This window comes from Serratia sp. CY27727, from assembly GCF_052169275.1.
Classification (GTDB): Bacteria; Pseudomonadota; Gammaproteobacteria; order Enterobacterales; family Enterobacteriaceae; genus Serratia; species Serratia sarumanii.
Map to the genome: position 1 here is coordinate 129567 of NZ_JBJNLB010000005.1, position 15845 is coordinate 145411.

13 protein-coding genes are annotated in these 15845 nt (G+C 52.9%); 6 read left to right on the plus strand and 7 right to left on the minus strand.

Annotation, left to right across the window (positions count from 1 at the left end):
* Positions 1-192, minus strand: a complete 192-nt coding sequence (bcsR, locus tag ACJ8HB_RS14690) for a cellulose biosynthesis protein BcsR (RefSeq protein ID WP_033649881.1) — start codon at positions 190-192, stop codon at positions 1-3.
* Between the two features lie 189 nt (positions 193-381).
* Here bcsR and bcsE point away from each other — a divergent pair, with 189 nt between their 5' ends.
* The 3 genes from bcsE to bcsG are packed head-to-tail and all read left to right on the plus strand — an operon-like array spanning position 382 to position 3792.
* Positions 382-1950 (plus strand): cellulose biosynthesis protein BcsE, encoded by a 1569-nt coding sequence (bcsE, locus tag ACJ8HB_RS14695; RefSeq protein WP_094860110.1) that lies wholly within the window; start codon positions 382-384, stop codon positions 1948-1950.
* Positions 1937-2140 (plus strand): cellulose biosynthesis protein BcsF, encoded by a 204-nt coding sequence (gene bcsF / locus ACJ8HB_RS14700; protein WP_004934139.1) that lies wholly within the window; start codon positions 1937-1939, stop codon positions 2138-2140. The genes bcsE and bcsF overlap by 14 nt, the downstream gene beginning before the upstream one ends.
* On the plus strand, positions 2137-3792 hold the full coding sequence (gene bcsG, locus ACJ8HB_RS14705; RefSeq protein WP_047569849.1) for a cellulose biosynthesis protein BcsG: 1656 nt from the start codon (positions 2137-2139) through the stop codon (positions 3790-3792). Before bcsF ends, bcsG begins: the two co-directional genes overlap by 4 nt.
* Before the next feature lie 216 nt (positions 3793-4008).
* On the opposite strand, the gene ACJ8HB_RS14710 is transcribed toward bcsG, so the two are convergent.
* The gene (locus tag ACJ8HB_RS14710) at positions 4009-6201 is read right to left on the minus strand and encodes an extracellular solute-binding protein (RefSeq protein ID WP_047569851.1); all 2193 of its coding nucleotides are present in this window, start codon (positions 6199-6201) and stop codon (positions 4009-4011) included.
* Positions 6202-6566: 365 nt separating this feature from the next.
* On the opposite strand from ACJ8HB_RS14710, the gene ACJ8HB_RS14715 reads away from it, so the two are divergent.
* The 3 genes from ACJ8HB_RS14715 to ACJ8HB_RS14725 are packed head-to-tail and all read left to right on the plus strand — an operon-like array spanning position 6567 to position 9379.
* Entirely contained in the window at positions 6567-7385 is an 819-nt protein-coding gene (locus ACJ8HB_RS14715) for an MBL fold metallo-hydrolase (protein ID WP_047569853.1), read from the plus strand.
* An 11-nt stretch (positions 7386-7396) separates the two neighbouring features.
* Entirely contained in the window at positions 7397-8635 is a 1239-nt protein-coding gene (locus tag ACJ8HB_RS14720; protein ID WP_047569855.1) for an MFS transporter, read from the plus strand.
* Between the two features lie 33 nt (positions 8636-8668).
* On the plus strand, positions 8669-9379 hold the full coding sequence (locus ACJ8HB_RS14725; RefSeq protein WP_047569857.1) for an MgtC/SapB family protein: 711 nt from the start codon (positions 8669-8671) through the stop codon (positions 9377-9379).
* Between the two features lie 53 nt (positions 9380-9432).
* Here ACJ8HB_RS14725 and ACJ8HB_RS14730 read toward each other — a convergent pair whose 3' ends face one another.
* From ACJ8HB_RS14730 to dppC, 5 genes are all read right to left on the minus strand, one after another.
* Positions 9433-11304, minus strand: coding sequence for a hypothetical protein (locus ACJ8HB_RS14730; RefSeq protein ID WP_094860111.1), 1872 nt, complete (start codon positions 11302-11304; stop codon positions 9433-9435).
* Between the two features lie 11 nt (positions 11305-11315).
* The gene (locus tag ACJ8HB_RS14735; RefSeq protein WP_080298848.1) at positions 11316-12473 is read right to left on the minus strand and encodes a glycerophosphodiester phosphodiesterase family protein; all 1158 of its coding nucleotides are present in this window, start codon (positions 12471-12473) and stop codon (positions 11316-11318) included.
* A gap of 480 nt (positions 12474-12953) precedes the next feature.
* Positions 12954-13943, minus strand: coding sequence for a dipeptide ABC transporter ATP-binding subunit DppF (gene dppF / locus ACJ8HB_RS14740; protein WP_047569862.1), 990 nt, complete (start codon positions 13941-13943; stop codon positions 12954-12956).
* Positions 13940-14920: a dipeptide ABC transporter ATP-binding protein gene (gene dppD / locus ACJ8HB_RS14745; protein WP_004934132.1), complete on the minus strand. Its 981-nt coding sequence runs from the start codon at positions 14918-14920 to the stop codon at positions 13940-13942. Before dppD ends, dppF begins: the two co-directional genes overlap by 4 nt.
* A 15-nt stretch (positions 14921-14935) precedes the next feature.
* Positions 14936-15838, minus strand: a complete 903-nt coding sequence (dppC, locus tag ACJ8HB_RS14750) for a dipeptide ABC transporter permease DppC (RefSeq protein WP_025304838.1) — start codon at positions 15836-15838, stop codon at positions 14936-14938.
* Positions 15839-15845 lie beyond the last annotated feature (7 nt).

Below are 15845 nucleotides of genomic sequence, written 5' to 3' on the forward strand. Positions count from 1 at the left end.
TCAATGGCTCCCCGTGGTCTGCGCCAATTCGGCCAACAGTGGCCAGCGCGTCATCATTTGCGTTAACCGCTCCTGCCGGGAAATATCGACATAGCTTAATTTCGGCAATGAAAAAGCCTGGCTGAGCGCCTGCAGGTCATCCTGGCTCTCCCCAGGCGCCGCTGCACGAAAATGGGTGGGTGCGTTATTCATTCTTCCGCCTTGGCGAAAATAGGCTATGTTAATTAACTATAGCAACGATACAAAAATAGAGAGGCAATAAGATGATTCTCAACAAATATTGTTGCAGAGCGTAGGAGATTTGTTATTGCCAGAGTAAAAATGGCTATCTTTATATATAAACGCCTTTAGTCGGCTTTCAACGAAAGTAGAACACATCCTATGGCGCACTCTTTTTCTCTAGGCATTCGGCAGATTTGGGAAGAGCTGTCGGTGATGCAGGCCCCCGGGCTTTATTGGATCAATATCGACAGGCAAAGCGACGCCGCGCTGCTGTGTCGCCAGGTCATTGCCGCCCAGCCGGCCACCCGCAAAGTCGCCCTGATCTGCAGCGGCGACAAACCCGATCGCCTGTTGGCCGAGCTGGCTTCGCCCGCGTTGCAGAAGCTGCCGCTGTATCAATTACCGGAGAAAAAAGCCGCGCTGACGCAGTTGAGCGACGATCTGATGCGCGCCCTGCGGCCGCAAAATCGCTTACTTATCCTGCTGGCCCACGCCAGCCTGTGGCAAACCTTCACCACCGAAGAGCTGCGCGAGTGGACGCGCGCCCTCGCCGCCTGGCTGCGGCGGCAGGGCTGCACGCTGTTGATCCTCACCCACGGCGGCGGCATCAATAAGCTCAAAGGGCAGCTCAGCGCGCAGCATCGCATCCTGAACGGCCTGTCCAGCCTGCAATGGCAACAGGACAGCGCGCAATATCTGGTGAACTGGTGGAGCACCGAAAACGGCATCAACGCCAATCAGCTGCTGACGCTGTACGCCGCGGAAGGCGGCTGGCAGGGTGAGGATGAAAACAGCCAACCCTCCCCCACCGCCTTGCGCAGCGATGAAGGCCTGTATCTGGCCGAGCGCAGCATCCTGGAAGGCGCGCCGCCGCTGTCCGCCAACTGGCAGCTGCTGGAGAGCAACGACGAACTGGCGCAGCACGGCATGCTGAGACTCTCGGCGACGTTGATTTTCGCGCTGTACCAAAGCGACCAAATCGATCACCTGGCGCACCAGATCCACACCCTGCGCCGCAGCCGCGGCAACGGCCTGAAAATCGCGGTGCGCGAGATGAGCGCCAGCCTGCGCTACAGCGACGAGCGGCTGCTGCTGGCCTGCGGCGCCAACCTGATCGTGCCGCACGTCGCGCCGCTGTCGCGTTTTCTGACCATGCTCGAGGGCATCCAGGGGCAGCGCTTCTCGCGCCATGTGCCCGCCGACATCGATGCGCTGCTGGCCGGTTTGCGCCCGCTGCAGCTCAAAGGCTATATGCGGCCGGAACCGTTCAGCCAGGCGGTGCTTTCGTTGATGGGCAACACGCTGCTGCCCGAGGACGGCAAAGGCGTGATGGTGGCGCTGCGGCCGGCCACCGGCCTGCGCGCCGAACAGGCGATGACCCTGTGCCACCTGCGGCGCTTCGGCGACGTGATGACCGTGGTGCAGGGGCGGCTGGTGCTGTTTCTCTCCACCTGCCGCATCAACGATCTGGATACCGCGCTGAGGTTCATCTTCCGCCTGCCGGTGGATGAAGCCTTCAGCAACCGGGTGGTGTGGCATCAGGACGTCGATATCATTTCGGAAATCAAACGTATGGCCCAGGGGCACTGGCAGATTTCGGCCACCGGCACCGCCGGCGCCGCGCCGCGCCCCCGCGAGACGGCGGCCGAGGCGCCCGCAGAACGGCGGCAGCCGGTCGCCTTCACGCTGACGCTCGGCCCGCAGGAGGAACCGCATGCTGAACCTTAACGACATCGTGCAACTGATCCTGCTGTGCGCGCTGATCTTCATCCCGCTGGGCTACGCCTTTCACCGGCGTTTTCCGCATTTGCGTCAATACTGGCAAAACCTGTTGTTATCGCCGCGCTATTTGAAATCCGCCGGTTTGTGGGTGCGCACAGGCTCCTCATCTCAGATTAAACGTAAGAAGCAGCCATGAATCCAAACTCGAAGACGCAATCCGATAACGCTCTATGGCGCTACTGGCGCGGACTGGGCGGCTGGAACCTGTACTTTCTGGCCAAATTCGCCCTGCTGTGGTTCGGCTACCTGAACTTCCACGCGCTGCCGAACCTGGTGTTCATGGCGTTTCTGCTGATGCCGATCCCGTCGCAGCGCCTGCATCGCTGGCGCCATTACCTCGCCATTCCGATCGGCATCGCGTTGTTCTACCACGACACCTGGCTGCCGGGCATCAACAGCATTCTCAGCCAGGGTTCGCAGCTGGCCGGCTTCAGCGCCCAGTATCTGCTGGAGCTGATCGGCCGCTTTATCAACTGGCAAATGATCGGCGCGGCCTTCGTGCTGTTTATCGCCTACCTGTTCGTCGCGCAGTGGGTCCGCGTCACGGTGTTCACCGTGGCGGCGCTGGTGTGGCTCAATATTGTCAACATCGCCGGGCCGGCAGTCTCGCTGCTGCCCGCGACCTCCACGGCCGCGGCCGGCGGCGCCAATACGCCGGCCACGTCTGCGCCGGCGGCGGGGGATGCTGCGCCGGCAGACAGCCTGCCGCCGACCAGCGCCAACCTGACGGCCTACCTGAACCAGTTCTACGAGCGAGAAAAAAGCCGCACCACCGCGTTCCCGGCCAGCTTGCCCGCCGATGCCCAGCCGTTCGATCTGCTGGTGATCAACATCTGTTCGCTGGCCTGGGCCGATATGGACGCGGTCAACCTGCAAAATCACCCGCTGTGGTCGAAGATGGACATCATGTTCGACAACTTCAACTCGGCCACCGCCTACAGCGGCCCGGCGGCCATCCGTTTGCTGCGCGCCAGCTGCGGCCAGCTTTCGCATCGCGATCTGTATCAGCCGGTGAACCAGCAGTGTTACCTGTTCGACAACCTGGCGAAGCTCGGCTTCAAGGAACAGCTGATGCTCGATCACTCCGGGGTGTTCGGCAACTTCCTGAAAGAGCTGCGTGAACAGGGCGACATGCAGGCGCCGCTGATGTCGCAGGCCGGCATCGGCAACGAGCTGACGTCGTTCGACGGCGAGCCGATTTATAACGATCTCGAATTGCTGACCCGTTGGCTGGATCAGCAGCAAAAAGGCGGTGACGGCCGCACCGCCACCTTCTTCAACGTCATCCCGCTGCACGACGGCAACCGCTTCGTCGGCTCCAACAAGAGCGCCGACTACCCGCCGCGCGCACAGAAGCTGTTCGATCAGCTGAACACCTTCCTCGATCAGTTGGAGAAATCCGGCCGCAAAGTGGTGGTGGTGATCGTGCCGGAACACGGCGCGGCGTTGGTGGGCGACAAGATGCAGATGTCCGGCCTGCGCGACATTCCCAGCCCGAATATCACCCATACGCCGGTCGGCATCAAACTGGTGGGCATGAAGGCGCCGCATCAGGGCAGCCCGCTGCAGATCAAAACGCCGAGCAGCTATCTGGCGCTGTCTGAACTGGTGTCGCGTCTGGTGGACGGCAAGGTCTTCAGCGAACCCAGCGTCGACTGGCAGGCGCTGACCCAGGGGCTGCCGCAGACCCCGGTCATCTCCGAAAACGACAACGCCGTCGTGATGCTGTATCAGGGCAAGCCCTACATTCGCCTGAACGGCGGCGACTGGGTGCCTTATCCGCAATAAGCGCGGCCTCATTCACCCAAAGCACGCCGTCGGCGTGCTTTTTTATTGGGTTTTTATAATAAAAATGGCGAACGCTATCGGCCGAAATAAACTTATTAACAGCAACCTGCTGAATTCTATTATTCGATTATTATTATCATGCGAATATTCTTAATAAATTAACCCACTTCAGTGCAAGACTCGTGTGTCAACGCAGTTCTGAAGTTGCTCGTGTGTTTAAGGAGCGCCCGTCGAATTTTGCAAAACGCGTAGTTTACTATTGATATAGTTAATAGCCTCTATTGGTTTCATAGACTTATCGAGAGATTTCATCACACCTTGGCCGATGATCAACTCTATCTGATGCAGGTTTACGCCTTTACCGTCCGGTAAAGAAGACTCTCTTACCCCCTGATATCCCACCGCTCTCACCAGACGCAGCCACGGGTGACTATGAATGATGCGTGGATTGTCATAAATCGCCGGATGAGCGCTATTTCCGCCCAATAAAGCGATCTGTTCCGATATTTCACGTGAAAATAGCCAGTCGAAAAATACCGCGATTTGCCTGTCCTTTCGACTATGGCGTGACACCCCTAGCGAGCCTCCGCCCAGCATGGGTACATTGCCCGGCACCGGCGCATATCCCAGAGAAGGGGCGACAGGACTATGGGCTACATCGTTGAACAAGTTCATGAAAACATTCAACATCGCCACTCCATCCTGTTCAAAAAGTGCCAGAGACTCACTCCACCAGCCGCCGGGCAGTTCACGGACGTGGTTAAACTGGCCGATATACTGCTCCAACGCCCTGCAGCCAACCACAGGCTCTAACTGCGGCCCCATCTCGTCTCGCATTAAATGGCCGGAAAGGGCGTAATAGCGCAGCAGAAACTCCGTAGCAATAAGCCTGGGATTGCCCGTTATCGCACAAGCCCCCATAGGACGCATCCGGTTTCCCGGCTGATGCAACCTGGCAAAAAAAGCCGACACCCTATCAAAATCAGAGAAATTTTCCGGCACGCGGAGTTCGTCGCCGAACTGCTCGTAAAACATCCTTTTGATTACGGGGTCTTCGAGCAGATCCCGACGATAAAACAGCAGTTGAATACTGGGATCAAAAGGCAACGCATAGGCAGTCCCGCCGCAAAAGATATATTTCTCCAACGCTTGGCCAGAGAAACGCGTCGCCAGCGACGCAACCCCGTCACCAAGGGTGACCAATGGCCGCATCAAACGAGGAGCCAACCAAGCCAAAACGGCGACATCGACGCGAAAAATATCGATATCGCGCTGTTGATCCGGCTCTTCCAGCAGGTGGAACATTTCATCGTAGGAGTAAGTCGTAATATTGACGTCGATGCCACTTTGCCGACGAAAGCCGGGCAGAAGCTTATTGAGAGCCGTAATGGAAGGGTTGGCCAACGATGCGAAATGCAAAACATGCCGTGATATTTCACGCTGGAACAGCAAAGATTTAGCGGCCACGTCGAACCCTTTATTGCCCGTACCCGGTTGCTCCGGCATGCTTCGCGGCAAAGCGTTCAGAAAACCGTCGCCAATGCCGTACCCCAACTGCATCGCATCCAATTGATAACAGTGCAGATTGTCTTCTCCGCCTTTCGCTCCGCCACTCAGGACGTACAGTGCCGGACAGGCCAGTTCACTGCCCAGACGACAGGCCGCCCTGAGATCGTCGGCTTTTTCGCTATCCATAGCGACGATCGCATCAAAAGGCTCCGCCGCAAAAAACGCAAACGCGGTGCGGTAACTCTCAGCTTGGCTGCTGCTGTATATTGTCAACGTGCTTTCAGGGCGCAGAAGCGCCAAACGCGTTTGCAACGCAGACGCAAATTGCTCGGCATACGGATATCGGCGCTCTTCGCAGAACAAGCCGATTCGACTTGCGGAAGAAACCGCGAGCTCTTGCGCAATGTCATGGGCAGCCTGTACGAAATCCGGCGACACGAAGCGCTCTGCGCCTTCGGGTTGGCGATAAACAAAGACGATCTCGGCCCCATCCTGCCCCAACAAATCGTAATAGTCGGCAGCCTGGGGCAGACAGGAAACGCTGACGACCAATCGATATTGCTTCGCCGCCAACATTTGCAAGATCCGTCGTTCGTTTTGCTCACGATCGTCGGTCAGATAAAGGGCCACCTCTGCCTGCAGCGATAGCGCCTGAGTAATGCCGGTATAAAAAGAACCGTAGCGCTCGGAAGTGATATCGGGCAACACCACGGCAATTCCCGTGCCTTTCCCGGCCCGCAACTCCCGCGCCTGCGCATTGGGTTTATAGTCAAGCTGTCGGGCGGCGTCCATGACCGCGTTGATTTTCTTGACGCTGACGTTCCCCCGACCATTCAGTACATTCGATACGGTGCCGTGAGAGACGCCGGCCAACCTGGCTATGTCCTTGATTGTAGGCATTGTTGGATCTTAGCTTGCGGATGGAGTCATGACAGGATTCTATACTGAAGCACAATAGTCGATCAAATAAGCGACCGGCTTCACACCAACACTCTGATCAACGATGACCGGCGTGTTTAGCGATACCACCACTCTACTTTCATTCATAATTCACATTTAGAATAAATAGCTGCATGAATGCAATGGATAAAGCCATTCTCTTCTGGAAAACCCCGCCGAACACATCTAACTGATAAATAACAAGAATAAAAAATCAATTTGATTGAAATCACGAAAACAGAATGAAAAATTTGCAAAAAAATCTACCGGAAATAATGATTGGTACGTTCCAATAAACATCAAAAAAAAATAAAAATGGAGAGAAAATGAAAATTCACTTTCTGGGCTCTTCCTCATCTGAAGGAATACCTAACCCATTCTGCCGTTGCGACCTGTGTCTGCAAGCTCACGCGATGCAAGGCAAAGACATTCGCACTCGTTCTTCAGCGCTTATCGATGACATCTTATTAATCGACATGGCGCCAGAGTTCAGTTATCAAATCATGCGCGACGCTATTGATGCGACAAAAATTACTGATTTGCTGTTCACGCATACACACGCCGACCATTTCAACGTTGGCGAGCTTTTTAGCCGTATGGAAGGTTTCGGCCACCATATTGAACATCCATTAACCATTACCGGCAACGACCGGGCCATCAATGGCTGTCTCGACATGCTGCCGAATTACAGCCGGGAGCGATTTCGCTTTATCTGCCCGCCGCCCCTCACTACCGTCGAACGCCACGACTACCGCATCACTCCGCTGCTCGCCAACCACGCGCCCTGGGAGTTTTGCTACGTCTATTTTATTGAGAAAGAAGGGAAAAAAATATTTTACGGCCATGATTCGGGCTGGTTCCCAGAGGCGACCTGGCAATGGTTGGAGAGAAAACGTGCCGACCTGGTCGTTCTTGAATGTACCTATGGGTTTACTCAAAACGCACGTTCAGACAACCACATGAGCATAGAAACCATTTTTGCCGCACAGCAGCGATTACAAGATTCTCAGGCGCTGCACCCAAATGGCGAAATAGTCATTTCGCATATTTCACATAACGTGAACCTGTTGCACCACCAATTAGTCGAGTTGTTTGATGAGCGCAATATCAGGATCGCCTACGACGGGCTGAAAATAGAAATATAAAAGGAAATAACATGAAAAATAATAAGATACCTCGTTTGGTCGTCATGATGTACCTGCAATATTTCGTCCAAGGTGCCTGGAACATGACCATGGGATTGGTCTTAAGCAGCGTGGGGCTTTCCGCCATCATCGGAGATGCGTACGCTTTGCTGGGCATCGCAACGCTCATCTCCCCGCTGTTTATCGGGCTCGTCGCCGACCGTTTTATCCCTTCGCAAAAAGTGATGGCGGCGCTGCATTTGGTCAATGCGGGCGTTTTACTGCTGGTACCGCAATACATTGAAGTACAAAACACCACGATGATTTTGCTGCTGATTTTCTTCGTTGGTTTGATTTTCTATCCCACGACGGCGTTGGCCAACAGCATTAGCTTCCGCCATATCGACGGTGTGCAACTGTTCCCAGTGATCCGCGTTTTCGGCACCTTCGGCTTTATGTCCATCGGTTTTCTGCTCGGTCAACTCGGCCTCTCCGGTAGCACGACGACCTGGTATATCGCCTCAGGCACTGCGGCCTTACTGGGCATTTACTGCTTCACACTGCCCAATACGCCGCCGAAAGAACGGAAACAAAGTTTCACGCTGCGCGAGCTACTGTGCCTCGACGCATTGTCCCTGTTCAAAGATAAGTATTTCGCCATTTTTATGGCCAGCACCTTTGTCTTGATGATCCCCAAAACGGCTTATTCCGCCTATATTCCGGTTTTTCTGAAATCTTTGGGCTTCGACAACGCCGCAACCATGATGCAAGCAGGTACCGTGATGGAGGTCTTGTTCATGTTTGTCCTGTCGGCGTTTTTACTGCGTTTTGGCTTTAAAACGGCCATTCTGCTGGGCGCGATCTGCTGGATTCTGCGCTCATTGCTGCTTTCCTACTCCGCGCTGCATGTCGATATGGCCTACGTCCTTGCCGCATTGATGCTGCAGGGCCTTTGCTGGGATTTCTTCTTCACCGCGGGAGACATCTATGTCGATAGCAAAGCCAAGGAAGAAATTAAGGCTCAGGCGCAAAGCTTGCGCTTTATCGTCTCCAACGGCATCGGTCTGTTTTTTGCCTCGGCTGTCTGCGGCCAAATATTTAACGAAACGGTGACCGTTTCCAGCACTTCCGCCGCCGCGCTTCCGCAATGGGCGACATTCTGGCTTTACCCTGCCGTTGTTGCCGCCGGTGTTTCGTTGTTCTTCCTGGTGTTCTTTAAAGACGACACGCTGCGAAGGAAACAAATCGCCACCGAACCGGCCAAACGCTAAACCAAACGGGTAAAGGAACGAAGAGAAATAGCCATGGATATTATGCTGTACATCAGAGACGCGGTATATCCACACTGGGAAATCGCGGCCAAACTGTTGGCCGCCTTTTTACTCGGCGGGATCATCGGCCTGGAAAGGGAGTCCAAAGGGAAACCCGTAGGTTTTAAAACCTGCGTGATCATCGCAACAGCCAGCTGCATGCTCACGATAGTGTCCATTACTTCTGCCGAACATTATGCCGAGTTAGCCAGCAACATTCGTACGGATCCCATGCGGCTGGCGGCGCAGGTCATCAGCGGCGTCGGTTTTATCGGCGCCGGCGTAATCCTGCACCGCCGTGATGATGCCATTTCAGGTCTGACAACCGCCGCTATCGTTTGGGCATCAGCGGGGATCGGCATTGCCTGCGGCGCAGGATTCTATCTCTATGCGCTACTGGTCACCCTCTTGTTTTTACTGTCTATAAAATTAAGCCCCGTCGTTTCCCATCTTCATTTCAGATACGGAGCCGTAGGGAAAATTAAAGTCAAAATAATTATTTTGAACAAAGAGGGTCTCAACGAAGTCATCACTGAAATGAAGAAAAACAAGTATCTGGTCGATGGTTTGACAATCAGGGATATCAAAAAAGACCTGATTGAGATCAATATGAAGGTATCCCTGCGGCGTAAGACCTCGCTGAGTGAACTCTATAGCACGCTTAAGGCTCTAGCCTCGGTGCGCGCCGTCGCGTTGGAATATTGAAAAACTCACGGTGGACCACAAATCCACCATGAGCTGTCATGAATATTTATAGATCAGTTACTTCTAATATAATCAATAATCCATAAAAAATCCTTTTTCGGCGTGCCGTCACTGTCATAAGCGCCCGCACCAGACTTCAGCACATAGCAAGTGCTCGTACCGCCAGGACAGTAACTGTCTTTTCTTCCCAACAAGAATGAACCATAACCATTGCTCGCTCTTATTGCATGGAAATTTCTATCACCCACTTTTTTCTTGTCCAGTTTAGCTGTATCTATAGTAATGACTTCCCAATAAAATTTGTCCTTATTCTCATAGGTTATGACATAATCATCTTCCGATTTATCCATTCGTCCATAATACGGCTGCAGTAAACCATCTCCAGCCGGCCCCCTGAAAATATACTTCCGATAGATACCGTAGTCGCTGGGTGCCAACCATCGAAGAGAAAAGTGCATCACGTGAGAGATATTAGGATTTGAAACACTGTATTTGTCCAGCTTTGCATAGTAATATGACGAACCTGAATACAGATTCAGATATGTTCTTGCCCCTTTATCATCACTGGAGAAGTCCCCCAGATTCCTCAATGCAACATTATCCCCTCGAACAGGTAAAGATATATCGTCACCATGATAAACCTTAATAGCGGAATCTATACTCCAACGCCCATTCTTTTCGTTATCATCTAAATATAAATAGTTGTCGTTACTTCCCAACCAATACCTTGGATCATGTGCGCTCCACAGTTTGATATTCCCCTGAGAATGTCTGCTATATAGCGACTTGGGATCATCCTCTAGCTTCTCCATATAAAACAGCGTTCTATCCCCATAATTTTCCGCTGGATAAAGCAGTTGATAATAATAGTTACTGCTCGATTTTTGATAAACGTATCCGCCTGTACGCGCGTTTCTTAGATTTACTGGTATAAATTTCCCGGAATCTTTCATTCGGCTATCAATAAACCATCTCGTACTGCTCAAGGGACCATTGTTCCCTCCCTCTTTCTTTTTCCACATGTAATAACCGTCTTCATCAAAATTTCCGTTTTGATTATCCGACTGAGCAGGAACCAAATCCAGATTATTGTTATTTGAAAATCGGTAAGAGACACCGGGATACAACGGAGACTGCAGATAGAATGCATTTAACGTCTCATTGGGAGAAAGTGCTCTTTTATATATCATTATATTTGAGTAAGCATCAGCCGGCTTGAATCCCAGCTTAAGACTAGGATTACTACCGAAATAAATATTATCTAACCTGGAAATATTGTCAACCAGACTGAAATAAAACCATTGTGAATAAAGTCTCCCTCCGGGGCGCGACAAATACACTCTAGTACTATTACTGTCACTGGTTATTGCCAGATAAAAATAACCATTGGTAATATCTCCCTCCACCGGAGAATAACTTTCATATGACAAAGGGAATGCCGTTTCTATCATCGGCATCATCTGTGTTTTATCGATATTAGAACGTTTCCTAACGAGAATTTTCTGCCGCGAAAGAAATATATCCACCTTGGCCTTGTCGTCGGTTCCAATATAAGCAATCGTGCTGTTGCTGTTTATGTCGGAGACATAAAACCACCCAGAGATCGTAAAGCCTTTTTTATTATTGACGATATCTCTTGTTACCACCGAAGGAATAACCAGTTTAGAACTATCATCGGCAAACTTGATAGCCGTACTGCTATGGTAATTCCTACCCGTCTTGTCATTGGCGCCCCCCGTATAGTAAATATCATAATCGGCGTTCTTTGTTATAAAATCTCTATAGATATCGAATTGCCCCCCCTGGCCATGCAGATATAGATGATCTGGAGGAATATCATCAAGAAAATCCTGGCCCTTAAAAAAAACCTCCTGAGAAAACGCTGAAAAACTCAGTAAAATAAATAACCAACATAACCTCTTCATGATAACCCCCGTCACATTCCATTTATATTAAAGTTCCGTTTACCAAGCACAGAGAGGTAATGATATAACGTAAATGCGTCATCCGTTATGATGTACCCGTTAACGCCTTTACTCATGTCTTTCTTACCAAAAGGATCCAGCAAATACTCTAAATCACCACGAGAATCAACAGTAGCATTACAGCATTGGTCTATATTCACATTTCCAATATAGCGTCCAAGATAAGTATCCGGCATGGCAGAAAAAACATGTACTCTAACGCGATTTTGCTGCCGAATTGCAGTCACCACCTTTAGAAGCTCGCTTTCTATCGGGAATTTTGCATTCGGCGTATCCTTCTTATAACCGACCTCATAGCCTTTCGCTATTTTATCAATCCCTTCTTCCCAATGATTATAAAAATCAATGGGTTTAGTCGGGTAATCAACTGTTGGTTCAGGAATAATCGGGAAATAGATTAGCTTGCTTTTTTGCATGCTATTTAAACTGTTATAATAAAAGCTCCTGAATTCGTTCTTATTGTACCTACCTTTAAATATGCAAATATCAAACGCATCTCTCGATTTAACCACATCCCAAACGGCATCAAAAACTGCTTGCTCATTTATATCAAGATTAATTAACATATTAGTGTTGTCTCTGACCCAAACCAGCACGTCTTCAAAAGAGACAGGGTGTTCTTCACTGTATGTGCCATCAATATTTTTTAGATAAAGCTCTCTTATCTGACGCCAACTATATTGCCCTGAACTGGCTCCGTATGATTTATCTCCATAATCACCTACGGTAACATCAACAAAATTAGTTGTTCTCTGAAGATAGCTGTCATGCATAAGATAAGGAATGCCATCAGAAGTAATCTTTATGTCAAGCTCCAATATTTCGGCCGCATCTATTTTATTGACATACTGAATCGCCGATAGAGAGTTCTCCGGCAGATTGCTGCCCATGATTTGCGCCCGATGTGAGGCAATAGGTATAAAGTTTGGGCGAACATCCGGCCTAATCAGCAACGCAGTTAGATCACTTCTGGTCGGAGAGAATGCTTTTTCTTTTCTTATCTTATTTGTTGAAACCGGGCTTTCACTACTATAAGCATAAGCACCTCCTCCTAAAGTGAATATTATAATCTGGCTAACTATAACCATTACTGTTGATATCTTGTACATGAGATGACATCCTTGTTAATAATTATGCCAACGACGTTTTGTTGTACAGCGAAAACGACCTTGACCGTAGGAACAACAGATGCTTTGAATAGGTTGCACCATAGTTGCTATCCGCCCGAAGAATTTTTGATCGTGCCTCACTATTCATTTAAAAATCTAATACATATTAAAGGGGAATTTCAAAATTATTATTAACCCCTCACGTAAAAAACAACACTTCCTTAATGGAGATCAAAAATAGCACTAACCACATACCTATTTCATGGAAAAAACAGCGAATAATAAACAAAGGTTAATAATTAATATTGAACAATAAAATTAAAAATATAGTTATTTTCCTTTCTTCCATCAGGATCTATCACAAAAAATAAAGGGGGAAAAACCGCCTGACGAAATGTTTAATCCTGTGGTAAATGAAACGCCCGCAAAAAAAACGCCGGCATCATGCCGGCGTTGATTTAAGCGAAACAATCCGGCGCTTTACGCCCCCGGATGTTCGTCCTGATCGACCGCAAAGCAGGCCACCATCTGCTCGCCGTACTGTTTGAGCTGCGGCTGCAGCTGAACGCAAGTGCCGAAGGCGCGGCGGCAGCGGGCATTGAACGCACAGCCCGGCGGCGGATTCATCGGGCTGGGCAGCTCGCCGGTCAGCTTGATGCGCTCGCGGCGCATATCCGGATTCAATCGCGGCGTCGCCGACAGCAGCGCCTGAGTGTACGGATGGCGCGGATTGTTGAAGATCGCCTCTTTGCTGCCCTTTTCCACGCAGCGGCCGAGGTACATCACCATCACCTCGTCGGCGATGTGCTCCACCACCGACAGATCGTGCGAGATGAACACATAGGACAGCCCCAGCTCCTGCTGCAGATCCATCATCAGGTTCAGCACCTGAGCGCGCACCGACACGTCCAGCGCCGACACCGGCTCATCGGCGATCACCACGTCCGGGTTCAGCATCAGCCCGCGGGCGATGGCGATACGCTGACGCTGGCCGCCGGAAAACATGTGCGGGTAGCGGTCGTAATGCTCAGTCTTCAAGCCGACCTTCGCCATCATCTCCAGCGCTTTTTCCCGCCGTTCGGCGGCGCTGAGCGAGGTATTGATCAACAGCGGCTCCTCGAGGATCTGCCCGACCTTCTTGCGCGGGTTGAGCGATCCGTAAGGATTCTGGAACACGATTTGGATCTTCTGGCGCCGCAGCTTCTCGGCAGAGGCGTCCGGCTTCAGCAGATCCTGCCCCTGGTAGTACAGCTCGCCGCCGGTCGGCACTTCGATCATCGTCAGCAGGCGGCCGAGCGTCGATTTGCCGCAGCCCGACTCACCGACCACCGCCAGCGTTTTGCCGCGCTCCAGGGTGAAGGAGACGCCGTCCAGCGCCTTGACCAGCCGCTCCGGCGCGAACAGGCCCTTTTTCACCGGGTAATGCTTCTTCAGGTCAATCGCCTGCAGTAAAGGTTGATTCTGGCTCATACGGTCGGCCTCCCCGCATCATCCAGCGGTGTGTGACATTTAACCTGACGGCCGGGAATGCTGCGCAGTTCCGGCTCCTCGTTGCGGCAGCGCTCGTTGGCGTAGGGACAACGCGGGTTGAGCAGGCAGCCGGTCGGGCGATCGTATTTGCCCGGCACCACGCCCGGCAGCGAAGCCAGCCGCGCCTTGTCGGCGGCGAACTCCGGCAGCGCGCGCAGCAGCGCCTGGGTATAGGGGTGGCGCGGGGCGCGGAAAATCTCCGCCGCCTTGCCGGATTCCACCACCTGGCCGGCGTACATCACGATGATGTGGTGCGCGGCTTCCGCCACCAGCGCCAAATCGTGGGTGATCAGCAGCAGCGCCATGTTTTCGCGCTGCTGCAGGTCCAGCAGCAGTTCGATGATCTGCGCCTGGATGGTCACGTCGAGCGCGGTCGTCGGCTCATCGGCGATCAGCAGCTTCGGCCGACAGGCGATGGCCATGGCGATCATCACGCGCTGGCTCATGCCGCCGGAAAGCTGGTGCGGGTATACGTCCAGCCGCGAGGCCGGATCGGGAATGCCCACCTGGGTCAGCAGGTCGATAGCGCGCTGGCGGCGAGTGCGGCGGTTGCCGCCCTGGTGCACCTTCAGCGCCTCCATGATCTGATAACCGACGGTATAGCACGGGTTCAGGCTGGTCATCGGATCCTGGAAGATCATCGCCACTTCGGAGCCCACCAGCTGGCGGCGCTCTTTTTCGGAGATCTTGCGCAGATCCTGGCCGTTGAACTCCAGCTTGTCGGCCATCACCTTGCCGGGGAAATCGATCAGGCCCATGATCGCCAGCGAACTGACGGATTTGCCGGAGCCGGATTCACCGACAATGCCGACCACCTGACCTTGCTCCACGCTGTAACTGATGCGGTCTACCGCGCGGAACGGGGTGCCTTCGTCACCGAAGTGCACCGAAAGCTTGTCTACATTCAATAACGCCATCTCTCTCGTCCTCTGTTACTGCTTGAGTTTGGGGTCGAGAGCGTCACGCAAACCGTCCCCCATCAGGTTGAATGCCAGCACCGTCAGCAGGATCGCCACGCCGGGGAAGGTCACCACCCACCAGGCGCTTTGCGCGAACTGCAGCACGTCGGAGAGCATGGTGCCCCACTCCGGCGTCGGCGGCTGCGCGCCCATGCCCAGAAAGCCGAGAGCGGCCATGTCCAGAATGGCGTTCGAGAAACCGAGAGAAGCCTGCACGATCAAAGGCGCCAGGCAGTTAGGTAGAATATTGACGAACATCTGGCGCAGCGCGCCGGCGCCCGCCACCCGCGAAGCGGTGACGTAGTCGCGGTTGACCTCCACCAGCACCGCTGCGCGCGTCAGACGCACATAGTGCGGCAAGGCGACGAAGGTCAGCGCCAGCGAGGCGTTGACGATCGACGGCCCGAATACCGCCACCAGCACCAGCGCCAGCAGCAGGCTCGGCAGAGCCAGCATGATGTCGACGACGCGCATGATAATCGCGTCCACCACGCCGCCGAAGTAACCGGCCAGCAGGCCGAATATCACGCCCATGATCAGCGACAGCACCACCACCAGGCAGCCGACCAGCAGCGACAGGCGCGCACCGTACATCAGGCGCGACAGCACGTCGCGGCCCACGTCGTCGGTGCCGAGGATATATTGCCAGCTGCCGCCCTCTTGCCACACCGGCGGCTTGAGCAGCGCGTCGCGGAACTGGTCCGCCGGCGCATGCGGCGCCAGCACGCCGGCGCCGAGCGCGATCACCAGCATCAGAACGATATACACCAGGCCGACCACGGCCCCTTTATTGCGCTTGAAATAGTGCCAGAACTCCTGAAACGGGGTCATCGGCTTCGGCGCACCTTTAACTGCAGACTCAGTGATTTGAGACATGAGAGCG